The following is a 14062-nucleotide window of genomic DNA, read 5'->3' as shown; positions in this document are numbered from 1 at the left end:
TCCTTAAGAACTCGCCCGTCATACTGGGGACACTCAGGAGGCGGGATGTCCAACCAGAACGGCAAAGAAGCTCGAAAGATCATCATCAAGCGCTTTGATGTGGTCGAAGGCGGTCATCATGGCGGGGCGTGGAAAATTGCCTACGCCGATTTCGTAACGGCCATGATGGCGTTCTTCCTTGTCATGTGGCTCATCAATGCCACGACGGAAGAGCAGCGCAAGGGTATCGCCAATTTCTTCAATCCGATGGCGGTCTGGAAGGATATGCCGCCGCCGGTGGAGAATGTTCTGCCCGCGGCACCGGAGCCGGTGTCTCTGGAGACGAAGGCAGTTGCCCTGAAGCCGGGAAAAGACCAGTACGGCAAGGCGCCCCAGGGTGCAGCAGGCTCCCGGCAGGGGAAGGACCAGACCCCGCCGGGCGTGCATACGGCGCAGATCGTCGTTTTGCATGACAGCCAGATCCAGCCCGGCGAACCCCCCGTTACGCCTTCTGCCCAGAAAGCGGAACAGGAGGCCAGGGCTGAGGCGGCCCAGAAGATCCAGGCGCTCATCAGCAATACGCCTGAACTGGCGGATGTCCGTTCCCAGGTCTCGGTCACGGTCGGTGATGACGGGCTGCATGTCCAGATCGCGGATTCCGATCACCAGCCGATGTTTGCCATGGGGCAGTCTTCGCCTAATCCTCATGCCGTTCAGCTGATCAAGGCCATTGTGCCGTATCTTGAGAAGCTCCACGGCAAGCTGTCCATCGCCGGATACACCGATGCCGCTCCCTATCGCCCCGGGCAGCTGAGCAACTGGAGCCTGTCGAGCGCGCGTGCGGTCGCGGTGCGGGATCTCGTTGTCCAGAGCGGCTTTCCGGACCGGCGGCTGAAATCCGTCAGCGGATATGCCGACCGCAATCTTTTTGACCCCACCCAGCCTCTCAATCCCCGGAACCGTCGCATCGTCCTGGTGCTGTCGCCCGATATTTCTCAATAAATTCAAGTCAGTCAGGAAATTTTCGGATGTTCATCATTATCGGTCTGGTCGTTGTTCTGGGCTGTGTTTTCGGATCGTTCGTCGCGTCCGGCGGTGCTATCGGCCCGCTCGTCTCGTCAATGCCGTTCGAGCTTCTGACCATTCTGGGAGCCGCGGTCGGAACCTTCCTGATGGCCAACTCCCTCGGCGCCGTCAAACATCTTCCCGCCGGGATCAAGAAGGCCATGAAAGGCTCCCAGTACGGCCGGGCGGATTACGTCGACCTTCTGAGCCTGCTGTTCCATATCGCGAAACTGGCATCCTCCAAGGGGTTCATGGCGCTGGAATCCCATATCGAGGATCCGCAGGGCAGTACGGTTTTCGGTGCCTTTCCGAAAATCCGGGATAATCCCCATGTCTGTTCGTTCATCTGCGACTATCTGCGCATGGCGGGCATGAATGCCACCGATCCGTACCAGATGGATGAAGTGATGGGGAACGAGCTCAAGAAGAACATGCGCGAGGAAATGCATCTTCCCCATGCGCTTCAGTCCGTCTCCGATGCGCTGCCTGCGCTGGGCATTGTGGCGGCGGTTCTGGGCGTCATCAAGACCATGGCGTCCATCAGCAAGCCGCCGATCGTGCTCGGCGAAATGATTGCCGGCGCGCTGGTGGGCACATTTTTGGGTATTCTTCTGGCCTATGGAATTGTGGCTCCGATCGCGAGCCGGCTGGGGGGCGTGGTTGAGGAAGAGTCGTCCTATCTCGACCTTGTTCGCTCCGTCATCGTTGCACATCTTCAGGGCAATGCGCCGCAGGTCAGCGTTGAGATCGGGCGCAAAAGCATCCCTTCAGACCTGATGCCGAGCTTTCAGGAAGTCGAGGAAGCGGTTAGCGCAGCGGCTGTGGCCTGATCGGCCGGATGTCTTTACGATGTCGATATTGTCGGTATCGTAAAGGCTTTCCATGTTTCCTGTTCTTGCGAGAGCACTGTGCCTGTCTCTCTCCATCCTGCCTCTGGCAGCCTATGCAGGTTCGCCCTCTCTCCCGTCTCCTGCTGAACTGAGTCAGACGGATGGCGCGAAGGCTCTGGACTGGGTGAGGGCACAAAATGCTCATACAGAGGCGGTCCTTACATCTGATCCCCGCTACAAACCCCTGTATCAGAAAATCCTGACGGCCCAGCAGTCTCCGGTCCGTCTTGCTGTTCCCACGCAGCAGGGCGGGGAAATCTGGAACTTCTGGCAGGACGATGTTCATGTCCGCGGGATCTGGCGTAGCGCTTCGGTCGCGTCCTTCAATTCCGGTCATCCGGAATGGAAAACGCGCTTCGATCTTGATGCTCTGGCCCGCACCGAACATGCCAACTGGGTCATGGAGGGTCTTGAGTGTCTTGCGCCGCAGGATCGCTTCTGTCTCATGTCCCTGTCCAAGGCAGGGGAAGATGCGCATGTGGTCCGGGAATACGACACGCAGACGGACAGTTTCGTAGAAGACGGTTTCGCTCTGCCGTCCGGAAAACAGACTGTCACCTGGGTGGATGCCGATACGCTTCTGGTTTCGCGGGACTGGGGAACGGGCGATGCGGGGCTGACCAAGTCAGGTTATCCCTATTCTGTCCGGCTGCTGCGGCGGGGTCAGTCACTGGCTCAGGCTGTCGAAGTCTATCGTGGGCAGATCACGGACATGGATGTCTCGCCGGAGAGGCTGCGTGATGAGAAGGGGCGGAAGCTTTTCCTTATCAGCCGTCACCGGGATTTCTTTCACACGGAAGTCAGCCTTTTCAATCCTGTCACGCATCAGCTGAGCCGGCTGCCCCTTCCGGAGAAATACGACAGTCTCTCCTATCTGGATGGTCAACTGGTCCTGCATCTGCTTCAGGACTGGGTCTTGCCCGGACGGACATTCCGTGCGGACAGCATTGTTGCCCTGGATCCGGCAAAGCCGTCTGAACCCCGGCTGATCCTGTCGCCGACGCCCCGTCAGACCATTGGGGATGGTATGGGGGACGCTGTGGCGGTGACCAGGGATGGTCTGGTGGTTGTGGTGTATGACAACGTCCAGCCTGTCCTGAAGCTTTTCCGCCATGAGGCGAGCGGGGCATGGACCGCGCGTTCCATTGCGCTGCCCAAGAATATGGCGGCGGAAATCGTCTCGTCAGATCCGAAGCTTGCGCAGGCCTATCTTCAGCTTGAAGGATTCATTCAGCCGCCGCAGCTGTGGAGCCTGAATACGACGTCACAGACCGCGCAGCCGCTGTATCGTCAGCCGGACCTGTTCGATACGTCCGGTCTGGTCGTGGAGCAGATGTCTGCGACCAGCACGGATGGCACGGCCATTCCCTACTTCATCGTTCATGCCAAGGACTGGCAGAAGGATGGCGCCCGTCCGACCCTGATGACGGCTTATGGCGGGTTCGGGCTTTCATATCTGCCCGTCTATCATCCGGATCTGGGGATCACGTGGTTTGACCGTGGTGGCGTTTACGTCATGGCCAATATCCGTGGTGGCGGAGAATTCGGCCCGGCCTGGCATGATGTTGCACGGCGGGAAGGACGGCAGAAAGCCTATGACGACTTTGCGGCGGTGGCTCGCGATCTGATCGCCAAGCATATCACGTCGCCGAAGCATCTGGGTCTGCGGGGGCGGTCCAATGGTGGTCTTCTGGCGGGGGTGGAGTTCACCCAGCATCCCGACCTTTGGAATGCGGCGATCATTGGTGTCCCGCTGCTGGACATGATGAATTACGAGCAGATGGCGGCTGGTGCGTCCTGGGCTGCGGAATATGGCAGCATTTCCGAGCCGGGGCCGCGCGCCTTCTGGGAAAAGATGTCGCCCCTGCAGAATCTGAAGGCGGGTGTGTCCTATCCTGAGCCGTTCATCTTCACGTCAACGCGGGATGACCGGGTGGGTCCGATCCATGCGCGCAGGTTTGCAGCCCGGCTGGAAAGCCTGAAGTTGCCTTTCCTGTATTATGAAGATGTGGAAGGTGGCCATGCGGGTACGGTCAATGCTGCTGAGATTGCGCATGAGCGGGCTCTGGAAGCGATCTATCTCAGCCACAAGCTGATGGACGCGCCATAAATCACGTCACGCCCCTGTCCGTTCAATGTGACGGGCAGGGGAGAGGGCCGGATTTCAGGTACAAAAAAAGCCGCTGTCCCGAGGGACGCGGCTCTTTTTCCGTTCGGAGGACGTGAAGGCTTAGAAGCCTTCACGCTCCAGACGCTTACGCTCCATCTTGCGGGCGCGACGAACAGCTTCGGCTGCTTCGCGGGCGCGCTTCTCGGAGGGCTTTTCGAAGTGGCGACGCAGCTTCATCTCACGAAACACGCCTTCGCGCTGCATCTTCTTCTTGAGCGCCTTAAGCGCCTGGTCAACATTGTTGTCACGAACGAGAACCTGCACGGTGCCGTCAACTCCTTATGGGCCCGCTCTTCAGCGCCACCCGTGATATGGCATTCCAACTAAGGATGGTGCCCTTAACACATCTTTCGCGGGGAACGCAATTCATTCAGGAACGCTTGAATGGATTATTCCCAACGCGCACTCTGGGACACCCAGATGCCACTCCCGTTTGAAGGACAGACGTTTTCATGGCCCTGCTCAAGATTGCCCGCATGGGCAACCCCGTCCTGCATCAGGTAGCACAGGCCGTTTCCGACCCGAAAGCCCCGGAAATCCAGTCGCTCATCGCAGATATGCTGGAAACGATGGCCGATGCCCGGGGTGCCGGACTGGCCGCGCCGCAGGTTCATCAGCCCCTGCGGATTTTCGTCTATCACGTTCCCACGAACCGCGTGGCGAATCCCGAGGAGGCATTGCTGCCCTGCGTTCTCATCAACCCCGAAATCACGCCTGTCGGTGATGAGATGATGATCTGCAGCGAAGGCTGCCTGTCGATTCCGGGTCTGCGGGCCGATGTGCCGCGCCATGCGAAGGTCCGGTATTCAGGGCTGGATGAGAACGGTGAGGTGCTTGAAGGCGAGGCGACCGGTTTTCATGCCAATGTCCTGCAACACGAGAACGACCATCTGAACGGCATTCTCTATCCGCAGCGCATTACCGATTTCGCGCGATTCGGATATGTGGAAGAAATTCTCCGGTGAGTTCCCGTCTCATGGACGTTCCGTCATCTGCCACGGCGCATCTTTATCTTCGCGAAGACCGTATCCGTCAGTCCTACGAAGCCATGATGCTGGCCTGGCGGACCCTGAATGCCGATTGTGAGGCGCTGTTGCGTGAAAAGGGGCTGGGGCCTGCGCATCATCGCATCCTGTTTCTGACCGCCGCCCATCCGGGGATCACGCCTGGTGTTCTGCTGAACAGTCTGGGCATTACCAAGCAGTCTCTGGGGCGTGCTCTGGGAGATCTGCGGGAGCGCAAACTGCTTATTCAGGAAGAAGACCGTCATGATCGCCGCAAACGGCCGTTGCGGCTGACGGCGAGCGGAGAAGCGCTGGAGCGCGAACTCTTTCTCATGATCCGCGAAGTCATGACCCGGGCGTATCGCGAAGCCGGCATGACGGCTGTCGAGGGATTCCGGCGGGTTCTGGCGCCCCTTCAGGCTCCGTCGGAAAGTCGTGCACGATGAGCGATGAACATATCCTGGTGGTCGATGACGATCCGCGTCTGCTGCGGCTGCTTCAGCGTTATCTGTCGGAAAACGGCTATCGTGTCAGTACGGCGCTTGATGCGCAGACGGCACGGGAAGTCCTGCAGCGCATTCAGCCGGATGCTCTTGTCCTTGATGTGACGATGCCGGGTGAGGATGGTCTGTCCCTGACGAACAGTCTGCGCAGGGACGGTCTGTCGCTGCCGATCCTGCTTTTGACGGCGCGTGGTGAGCCGGCGGACCGGATTGGTGGGCTGGAAGCGGGCGCGGATGACTATCTGGGCAAGCCTTTCGAGCCGCGGGAGCTTCTGCTCCGTCTGCGGGCGCATCTGCGCAGGATGGTGCCGTCTTTGCCAGCTGTGGATGAGGTGCCGGATGTCTTGCGTCTGGGGGAGCTGGAATTTGACGTCAAGCGTGGCCTTCTCAGCGGGCCGCAGGGAGCGGTCCATCTGACGGGCGGTGAGTCCGCTCTTCTTGGGGTGCTGACCCGTCAGCCCGGGACGGTGCTCTCCCGTGAAGCCATCGCCCGCGCTCTTGAAATGGACGAGATCGGCGAGCGTGCCGTTGATGTGCAGGTCACGCGCCTGCGTCGCCGGATCGAGGCTGATCCCAAGGAGCCGCGTTTCCTTCATACCGTCCGGGGAAAGGGCTATGTTCTCAAGCCGGGACGCTGAGCCTGTGGGGGAGCGGGACGACGCCTGGCAGAAGCTGGACCGCCCGCTGAGGCGGATCCTGCCGCGTTCCCTGATGGGGCGATCCATGCTGATCGTCCTCATTCCTCTGCTGGTCACGCAGGCCATTGCGCTGGGCCTGTTTTATGGCACCTACCTGAATGTGGTCTCCCGGCGTCTGTCGGATGGTGTGACGGGTGAGGTCTCGCTCGTTATCGCCATGATCGAGCACACTTCTTCAGAGGCCGAGCGGACGCTCGTTCTTCAGGATGCGTCGTCCCGGACCCAGCTCGGATTTTCATTCCAGCCCGGTGAAACGCTTTCCCGGTATGGCACCAATCATGTTCTCGGCCCGATGGATGACGATTTCGCGCGTTCCATCCGGCAGAATCTTGGCCGGCCCTATGATGTGGACTGGTCGGAGTCTCCGCAGACCGTCCGGGCGTCCATCCAGCTTCCGCAGGGTGTGATGGTTGTCATGGTGCCGGTGAAGCGTCTGAATATCGGGCCGATCTGGCTGTTCGTCGTCTGGGCCGTCAGCAGTTCGATCGTGCTGTTCCTGATCGCTGGTCTGTTCATGCGCAATCAGGTTCGGGCCATTCGCAGGCTGGGCCATGCGGCTGAACTGTTCGGTATGGGGCGGGACCAGGGACCGATCCGCCCGCAGGGTGCGCGGGAAGTCCGTCAGGCTGCCATTGCCTTCAACCGCATGCAGGCGCGCGTCAATCGTTTCGTGGCGCAGAGGACGGCGGTTCTCGCAGGGGTGTCGCATGATCTGCGCACGCCTCTGACCAGGCTGCGTCTGACCGTCGCCATGATCCCGACCTTTGGACCGATCCGCGCCGAGACCCTGAAGCCGGATCTCGCGGATATGGTTGCGGATATTGAGGACATGGAGCGCCTGATCGGCAGCTATCTGTCATTTGCCCGGGGGGAAGGCGCGGAAGAGCCCGTTCTGACCGAGTTGAGAGGCATGCTGGATGATGTCGCGGCAGCCACGGTGAGGGCCGGGGGGCAGGTTCTGGGCGTGGAAGGACGTGAGGGCGTAGAAGCCACGGTGCGCCCCGATGCCCTGCGGCGTGTGCTGACAAATCTTGCGGAAAATGCCCGCCGTCACGGGGGGGCGATGCGCTTTTCCCTGCGTGAGGGAGAGCGGAACGTTGAAATCACGGTTGAGGACAACGGTCCGGGTCTGTCGGCCAGTCGCCGGGCGGCAATTTCGGAGCTTAATGGCACGACGGCCAGTCAGGATGGGAACAGCGGGCTGGGGCTGACGATCGTGCGGGACATCATTCATGCCCACGGCGGCTCGATTCGTCTGGTGGAGAGCCCGCTGGGAGGTCTGGGCGTGGTGCTCAGCCTCCCGAAATAGTCAGGCTCAGGGCAGCGTATTGCCCGCGCCGCCATTGCCGGTGCCCTGACCGCCCATCGGGCCGGTGCTGCCACCGAACTGGCTGCTCATGCCGCTCATCGGGTTGTAGCGGCCGACATTGCCCAGCAGCTCCTGCAGGATAGAGGAGCTGGTGCCTGGGGTCGGTGTCTTTGCCCCCACCATGCCCACATACATCGCGTTCTTCTTGTTCAGCGTGTCCATCTTGCGCAGGACGCCGCCGTTATCGAAGTTCAGGACCACGACCTGCTGCTTCTTCACGCTCGGGAAGGTCAGCGGCGTCGGGGACGTGATCATGGACACGTAGATCCATGTGTTGTCGTCGAAGGTCGCGTGGGCGGTCGGCGAGCCCAGCAGATCCAGAACATCCGTGCGTGTGCTCGTTCCGGGAACGAGCTGCGCGTAGTCGGTCTTTTCGATCAGGGAGCCGCGCGGCTCGGGAATCGGGGAAAAGAACGAGCATCCGCCGAGCAGCAGCGGGACACATGCCACTCCGGCCTGTGCGAAACGGCGAAGGAGGCGTGTTCTGCTTTGGGGCGTCGGGGAAGATGCGTTATTCATGGATCCGGAAACTATCCTGTGCAAGAGAACCGCTCAAATGAGCGCGTGCCCGAACGGCGCCTGCATGTCAACGATTTCCCCCATATTCCGGGGGCTGGAGTGCCTGAATGTCCCATTCACCCGAATTTTCCCGACGCATCCCCTTCAATCGGCTGGGATCGGGACTGGACGAGACGATCGAGGCCTCGGCCGCTGAACGCAAGGCTCTCGCCGCCCGGCTCGGAATCCCCGAGATCGAAACCCTGGTCTGCCGCTTTCGCCTGACACCTTCGGAGAACCGGAGCGTTCTGGCGGAAGGGCATCTTTCGGCGAAGGTTACGCAGATCTGCGTCATTACCTCCGAGCCTTTCGAGGACGTGCTGGCCGAGACCTTCTTCCTGAAGTTCATCCCTGCAGCCGACATGCCGGAAGACGAATTCGACATCGATTCCATCGATCTGGATGGACCGGACGAGGTTCCGCATGATGGCAAGGCTGTCGATATCGGTGAGGCGGCGGCCGAGCAACTGGCCCTGATGCTGGACCCGTATCCGCGCAAACCCGGCGCCGGTCTGGAAAATGCAGTTGACGTGGCGCCTGCAGAAGGGGAAGAAGGGGCACATCTGTCTGGCGAGGGGCCGGACGGTCCGCGCCGTCCCAATCCGTTTTCGGCGCTTTCCGTGCTGAAAAACGGGGACAGGAAAGAATAAAATCCCACGTCTGACTTGCGGGTTGCCCCGGGCTCTGCTAGAGCCGCCCGCCTGAACTCGACGTAATTACGAGACGACGAACAACAGGGCACCGGATGCCGCGGGGAGCGGAGCAGGGGTGCCGACACTGAAGCAGAAAGAGGCATAAAAGCCATGGCCGTCCCTAAAAGAAAGACTACGCCGTCCCGTCGTGGCATGCGTCGCAGCCACCAAGCCCTGGGTGTCGAGGCTCATGCAGAGTGCTCGAACTGTGGCGAGATGAAGCGTCCGCATCACGTTTGCAGCCACTGTGGCCATTATGATGGCCGTGAAGTGGTCGCTGCTGGCAACAGCGGCAAGGGCCTGAAGACCGCCGTCCGCGCCTGATCCCTACCTGCGGGTCCGTAGCTTCCAGAGAGCGCGGCCCGCATCTGTGATGCTGTCCGGGAAACTGTCTCAATGACCAAAGCGCCTGTCACGCCCGAACGTGACATCGCGGCCTCCGGGCCTTACGCCCTCGCCGTCGATGCAATGGGTGGTGACAGGGCCCCGGATATCGTCCTCGCCGGACTCGATCTGGCCGCCGACCGGCACCCGAAGGCCCGTATTCTCCTGATTGGAGACGAGGCCCTTCTCAGGCCGGCTCTGGCAAAATATCCCAAAGCTGCCCGTCTGTGTGATATCCGCCATGCTGCGGCAAGTATCTCCATGGACATGAAACCGACTGCGGCGCTCCGCGTGCGGGGGTCGTCCATGCGCATGGCCATGGAAGCCGTCGCCGCCGGGGAAGCCTGTGGTGTCGTGTCGGCTGGTAACAGCGGCGCCATGCTTGCGCTGGCCAAGATCATCGTCAAAGCCCTGCCAGGCATTTCCCGTCCGGCCATGATCGCTGTCGAGCCTTCCGCGCGCGGTGATATCGTGATGCTGGATCTCGGGGCCAACATCGCCTGTGACGCCCGCAATCTGGTTGAGTTTGCGGTCATGGGAGAGGCTTTCGCCCAGGCTGCGCTCGGTCTTCCGTCTCCCACGATCGGTCTTCTTAATGTCGGCTCGGAAGAGCTGAAGGGGGATGACCGTCTGAGACAGGCTTCCGAGCGCCTCCGGGCCAGCCCTCTGGCGCCCCAGTTCCATGGCTTTGTCGAGGGGCATGACATCACGGCCGGGACGACCGATGTGGTCGTGACGGATGGCTTTACCGGCAATATCGCCCTGAAGACCGGTGAGGGTGCGCTCAAGCTCGCTTTCAGTCTCCTGCGGCGCGTCTTCGAGACCAATCTTCTGACCCGTCTGGGGTATCTTCTGGTCAAGCCGGGTCTGGAGCGGATGCGGGAATGGATCGATCCGCGTCGCTATAACGGCGCCCTGTTTGTTGGCCTGAACGGTATTGTTGTGAAGTCGCACGGAGGTGCGGACGGCGAGAGCTTTGCCGCAGCCATTGATGTTGCCATGGATGCCGTCACGCACCACCTGAACGACAAGATACGCGCCCGCCTGGAGCAGCTGGGAATGGGGGCTCCCGAGCCTGTTGCCCCCGCCGCTGCCAAGGCCGCCCCTGAACCTGTGAGCTGAAAAACATGTCCGATCCCATTCGTGTCCGCCTGACGGGTGTCGGGGGCTATCTGCCGCGTGACGTCGTAACCAACGACGATCTTGCCCGGAAATTCGGTATCGAGACTTCGGACGAATGGATCAGAACCCGGACCGGCATCGGTCAGAGGCATATCGCCTCCGGTGACGAGACGACCTCCAGCATGGCGGCCGAGGCTGCGCGTCAGGCGCTGGACTATGCCGGCGTGGATGCGTCACAGGTCGATGCCGTTCTGGTCGCCACGGCGACGCCGGATCAGGTCTTTCCGGCCGTGGCTGTGCAGGTGCAGGCGCGCCTTGGTATGACTGCGGGGTTTGGCTTTGACATCAGCGCGGCCTGCTCGGGTTTTGTCTATGCCCTCGCGACGGCAACGGCCCTGATGCAGTCCGGACAGGCCAAAAAGGTCCTGGTGATCGGCAGCGAAGTCTTCTCGCGTCTGCTGGACTGGACCGACCGGTCCACCTGCGTCCTGTTTGGCGATGGTGCAGGGGCGGTTCTTCTGGAAACCGGTGCGGGGGAAGGCGAGGGCGTTCTGTCCACGCATCTGCACTCGGATGGCCGGACCGGCGATATCCTGTATGTGGATGGTGCGGCGGGCTGCCCGTCCACATCGCAGCATCTGCGGATGCAGGGGCGTGAGGTTTTCCGTCATGCCGTCGTCAAGCTTTCGCAGGCTGTCGATGAGGCCCTCGAGGCCAATGGTCTGACCGGGCAGGATATCCAGTGGATGGTCCCCCATCAGGCGAATCTGCGCATCATCGACGGGATGGCCAAGAAGCTGGCGCTTCCGGCGGACCGGGTAGTCGTGACCGTGGACCGTCATGCCAATACGTCTGCGGCATCGATTCCGCTTGCTCTGAACGAAGCCGTGCGGGATGGACGGGTCAGGAAGGGCGATCTGGTGCTGATGGAAGCGCTGGGGGGTGGTCTGACCTGGGGATCCGCTCTCATCCGGATGTAAGCCTGTGCCCTGGCAACGGGCAGGTTAATGATTGATTCCTTTGACTGTTCTGAACGTCATGATACGCAAGTGACATGAGCACAGTCACGCGCGCGAATCTTGTCGAGCATCTCTATAGTCGTGTCGGTCTTTCCCGGCATGACTCCTCCATGATTCTTGAAAGCCTGCTGGGTGTGATCTCAGACCGCCTTGAAGCAGGCGAATCCGTGAAACTGAGCGGATTCGGAACATTCTCTGTCCGCCAGAAGGGCGAGCGTATCGGCCGCAATCCCAAGACGGGTGTGGAAGTTCCCATCCTGCCGCGGGCCGTGCTGGTGTTCAGACCTTCCCAACTGCTGAGGGACCGCATGAACGGTTCCGAGAATGGTGCAGCGGCTGAGGCTTCCACCCATGACAGATAATTCCACATCCCAGGCCGTCATGGTTTCGCCGAACGATGATCTTGCTTCCGCTCCGGAAAAGGTCAGGAAGGCGCCCGAGGCGTACCGCACCATCAGTGAAGTCGCCGAAGAGCTGCATATTCCCCAGCACCGTCTGCGGTCCTGGGAAACCATTTATCCGGGCGTAAAGCCTTTCCGTGGGGAAAGTGGTCGCCGCTATTACAGTCCCGAGCATATCGAGACGCTACGGCTGATTTCGGATCTGCTTTATGTGCAGGGCTACAAGGGGCAGGGGGTCCTGCGGGTTCTGAGAGAGCGTCGTGCCGAGAAGGCGCGTGCGGCCGCCCAGAAGGCTGTTCCGGAGGCTGTGCCTGAAACGGTGCAGGAGGTTTCGGCAGCATCTGCGGAAGCGGTTTATGTTCCGGTTGTCACGGTTGAGGCGACTGAAGAAAGTCCTGCGCCTGTTGTGGACGCAACGCCGGTGGCCGAACCTGTCGAGAATGAAGATACTCCGGTGACGCCGACAGAAGCCAGCGTTGACGACATTGTTTTTCCGGAAATTCCTGCTGCGGCCCATGAGGTCGTCGTGACGGAAACGGTTGACAGCACGGCGGAAAATGAGAGCCCCGAAGCCGAAGCCGAAGCCGAAGCCGAAGCCGAAGCCGAAGCCGAAGCCGAAGCCGAAGCCGAAGCCGAAGCCGAAGCCGAAGCCGAAGCCGAAGCCGAAGCCGAAGCCGAAGCCCCCGATTCTGCTCTGCTCGTGACCCTGCGCGACGAAAACGAACTTCTTTTCAATACGCTGGAAAAGACCGAGTCTGAAAACAGCCTGCTGCGTTCGGAACTGCGCGAAATTCTCGAAGAGCTTCGCAATTTGCGAAATCTTCTGCCCGTCTAGTCACAATGCCCCATTGCGGTGACGGCGGGACACTGCTAAACCACCGCCACCGCAGGACGACGGGCAGTAGCGCAGCCTGGTAGCGCACCAGTCTGGGGGACTGGGGGTCGTGGGTTCGAATCCCGCCTGCCCGACCAGTCCTGCGGTAATTTCCCTTTCTTAAGATTCCTTGTCTTCTGCATAGACGCCCTTGCGCGGATTGACTTCCGTCCAGAGCGTCCACAGCAGATGCAGCGCGGCCATGATGGCTGGCCCAAGGAACAGGCCCAGTAGACCCCAGGTCTCGGCGCCTCCCAGAATTCCCAGCAGAACCCACAGGAACGGCATTTTCGTGCTGCCGCCAATCAGGGCGGGGCGGATGAAGTGGTCTGCGATGAAGATCACGACCGAACCGATGGCCGAGACGACGATCGCACCGATCATGCTGCTTTTTGCCAGCAGAAGCAGGGCCACCAGTCCGACGGTCGGCCAGGCCAGGAACGGGATCATTGCCGCCACGGCCGTCACCATCGCAAACAGCAGGGGCTGGGGCGCACCTGTTGCCATGTAGACGATGCCCATGATCGCCCCTTCGCCCAGACCCACCAGAACAAGCCCCGCCAGCGTGCCGTGCACGGACGAGATCATCTGCTTGGCCAGGCTCTCACCCTGCTCGCCGAACAGGCGCTGCGATCCAAGCAGGCATTTGCGGATCACGCTGTCGCCGTCCTTGAGCAGGAAGAACAGCGTCAGGAGCGAGAATGCGAACAGCGTGCCGCGGCGTGCAAGCTGCGATCCGACCTGTTTGGTCATCTGCATGCCATGTCCCACATCCACCGAATGAAGCAGATGGGACAGGCGCTGGGGGCTCGTCATGTGGTTCTGCCACCAGTTGGTGGCCTGTGCGGACAGGAACGGCAGGTGCGGGACCCATTCCGGCATCGGGATGCCGTTGTTCCGCACGTCATCAATCCATTCCAGCGCACTCCGCGCCTCATCCGCGACTTTCACGCCGACCAGCGAGACGGGCACCAGGAAAATCAGCGCCACCGCCAGTGTAAAGACCATCGGCAGCCAGTCACTGCGGCCGAAGCGTAGCTCCGCCCTGCGGTAAAGGGGCCAGATCGAAATGGCGAACACGCAGCCCCACAGCAGCGCAGGCAGGAAGCCCTTGAGCGTGTAAAGGCCGATCGCCACGAAGAAGAGCGCCAGAAAGCCCCGTGCACGCCGCTGGATCGTTCCGGTTGAGGCAGAGGCCTCGACCGTGATGGTGTCGGGAGAAGGAGGCGGAGAAAAATCGGTCATGAGAATTCCGGAATGAAAATATGTCTGAACTGTCGTCCTGTGCAGAGAGACCTGCTCCGACGAGAGAAGTCCGGATGAAGAAAGATGCA

The 14062-nt window shown here is 60.9% G+C and carries 16 protein-coding genes and 1 tRNA gene; 14 read left to right on the top strand and 3 right to left on the bottom strand.

Annotated elements, in window-relative coordinates; genetic code table 11:
• The first annotated feature begins 45 nt into the window (after positions 1 to 45).
• From HKD31_RS08760 to HKD31_RS08750, 3 genes are read left to right on the top strand one after another with little or no spacing between them, the layout of a single operon-like run.
• Positions 46 to 981, top strand: coding sequence for a flagellar motor protein MotB (locus HKD31_RS08760; protein ID WP_194264551.1), 936 nt, complete (start codon positions 46 to 48; stop codon positions 979 to 981).
• A gap of 26 nt (positions 982 to 1007) precedes the next feature.
• Positions 1008 to 1874, top strand: a complete 867-nt coding sequence (gene motA / locus HKD31_RS08755) for a flagellar motor stator protein MotA (protein ID WP_011251724.1) — start codon at positions 1008 to 1010, stop codon at positions 1872 to 1874.
• 52 nt (positions 1875 to 1926) lie between these two features.
• Positions 1927 to 4044 (top strand): prolyl oligopeptidase family serine peptidase, encoded by a 2118-nt coding sequence (locus HKD31_RS08750; protein ID WP_194264552.1) that lies wholly within the window; start codon positions 1927 to 1929, stop codon positions 4042 to 4044.
• A gap of 120 nt (positions 4045 to 4164) precedes the next feature.
• Here HKD31_RS08750 and rpsU read toward each other — a convergent pair whose 3' ends face one another.
• Positions 4165 to 4368: a 30S ribosomal protein S21 gene (rpsU, locus tag HKD31_RS08745; RefSeq protein ID WP_011251722.1), complete on the bottom strand. Its 204-nt coding sequence runs from the start codon at positions 4366 to 4368 to the stop codon at positions 4165 to 4167.
• Positions 4369 to 4556: 188 nt separating this feature from the next.
• Here rpsU and def point away from each other — a divergent pair, with 188 nt between their 5' ends.
• The 4 genes from def to HKD31_RS08725 are packed head-to-tail and all read left to right on the top strand — an operon-like array spanning position 4557 to position 7618.
• Positions 4557 to 5069 carry a peptide deformylase gene (def, locus tag HKD31_RS08740; RefSeq protein WP_194264553.1) on the top strand — a complete coding sequence of 171 codons (513 nt, stop codon included), beginning with the start codon at positions 4557 to 4559 and terminating at the stop codon, positions 5067 to 5069.
• 11 nt (positions 5070 to 5080) lie between these two features.
• Complete coding sequence (locus HKD31_RS08735) at positions 5081 to 5554, top strand: MarR family winged helix-turn-helix transcriptional regulator (RefSeq protein WP_228120428.1); 474 nt, start codon at positions 5081 to 5083, stop codon at positions 5552 to 5554.
• The gene (locus HKD31_RS08730; protein WP_011251719.1) at positions 5551 to 6249 is read left to right on the top strand and encodes a response regulator; all 699 of its coding nucleotides are present in this window, start codon (positions 5551 to 5553) and stop codon (positions 6247 to 6249) included. Before HKD31_RS08735 ends, HKD31_RS08730 begins: the two co-directional genes overlap by 4 nt.
• The gene (locus HKD31_RS08725) at positions 6227 to 7618 is read left to right on the top strand and encodes an ATP-binding protein (RefSeq protein ID WP_011251718.1); all 1392 of its coding nucleotides are present in this window, start codon (positions 6227 to 6229) and stop codon (positions 7616 to 7618) included. The genes HKD31_RS08730 and HKD31_RS08725 overlap by 23 nt, the downstream gene beginning before the upstream one ends.
• 6 nt (positions 7619 to 7624) lie before the next feature.
• Here the strand turns inward: HKD31_RS08725 and HKD31_RS08720 are convergent, their stop codons facing one another.
• Positions 7625 to 8197, bottom strand: coding sequence for an outer membrane protein assembly factor BamE (locus HKD31_RS08720; protein ID WP_041110521.1), 573 nt, complete (start codon positions 8195 to 8197; stop codon positions 7625 to 7627).
• 107 nt (positions 8198 to 8304) lie between these two features.
• Here HKD31_RS08720 and HKD31_RS08715 point away from each other — a divergent pair, with 107 nt between their 5' ends.
• The 7 genes from HKD31_RS08715 (at position 8305) to HKD31_RS08685 (ending at position 12826) form a co-directional block, all read left to right on the top strand.
• Complete coding sequence (locus HKD31_RS08715; protein ID WP_041110520.1) at positions 8305 to 8886, top strand: DUF177 domain-containing protein; 582 nt, start codon at positions 8305 to 8307, stop codon at positions 8884 to 8886.
• Between the two features lie 153 nt (positions 8887 to 9039).
• Positions 9040 to 9252: a 50S ribosomal protein L32 gene (gene rpmF, locus HKD31_RS08710; RefSeq protein ID WP_011251715.1), complete on the top strand. Its 213-nt coding sequence runs from the start codon at positions 9040 to 9042 to the stop codon at positions 9250 to 9252.
• 72 nt (positions 9253 to 9324) lie between these two features.
• Positions 9325 to 10434 (top strand): phosphate acyltransferase PlsX, encoded by a 1110-nt coding sequence (gene plsX, locus HKD31_RS08705; RefSeq protein ID WP_062494700.1) that lies wholly within the window; start codon positions 9325 to 9327, stop codon positions 10432 to 10434.
• A 5-nt stretch (positions 10435 to 10439) separates the two neighbouring features.
• Positions 10440 to 11414: a beta-ketoacyl-ACP synthase III gene (locus HKD31_RS08700; RefSeq protein WP_194264555.1), complete on the top strand. Its 975-nt coding sequence runs from the start codon at positions 10440 to 10442 to the stop codon at positions 11412 to 11414.
• 74 nt (positions 11415 to 11488) lie between these two features.
• On the top strand, positions 11489 to 11815 hold the full coding sequence (locus HKD31_RS08695) for an integration host factor subunit alpha (protein ID WP_062494694.1): 327 nt from the start codon (positions 11489 to 11491) through the stop codon (positions 11813 to 11815).
• A complete protein-coding gene (locus HKD31_RS08690; protein ID WP_228120384.1) occupies positions 11805 to 12689 on the top strand; it encodes a MerR family transcriptional regulator in 885 nt (294 codons plus the stop codon). The genes HKD31_RS08695 and HKD31_RS08690 overlap by 11 nt, the downstream gene beginning before the upstream one ends.
• Before the next feature lie 60 nt (positions 12690 to 12749).
• Positions 12750 to 12826, top strand: a tRNA-Pro gene (locus HKD31_RS08685).
• Positions 12827 to 12848: 22 nt separating this feature from the next.
• Here the strand turns inward: HKD31_RS08685 and HKD31_RS08680 are convergent.
• Positions 12849 to 13973, bottom strand: coding sequence for an AI-2E family transporter (locus HKD31_RS08680; protein WP_062498166.1), 1125 nt, complete (start codon positions 13971 to 13973; stop codon positions 12849 to 12851).
• Positions 13974 to 14062: the final 89 nt, after the last annotated feature.

This window comes from Gluconobacter potus (assembly GCF_015244705.1).
GTDB classification, from domain to species: Bacteria; Pseudomonadota; Alphaproteobacteria; order Acetobacterales; family Acetobacteraceae; genus Gluconobacter; species Gluconobacter potus.
This window is presented reverse-complemented; position numbering and strand designations above follow the sequence as displayed.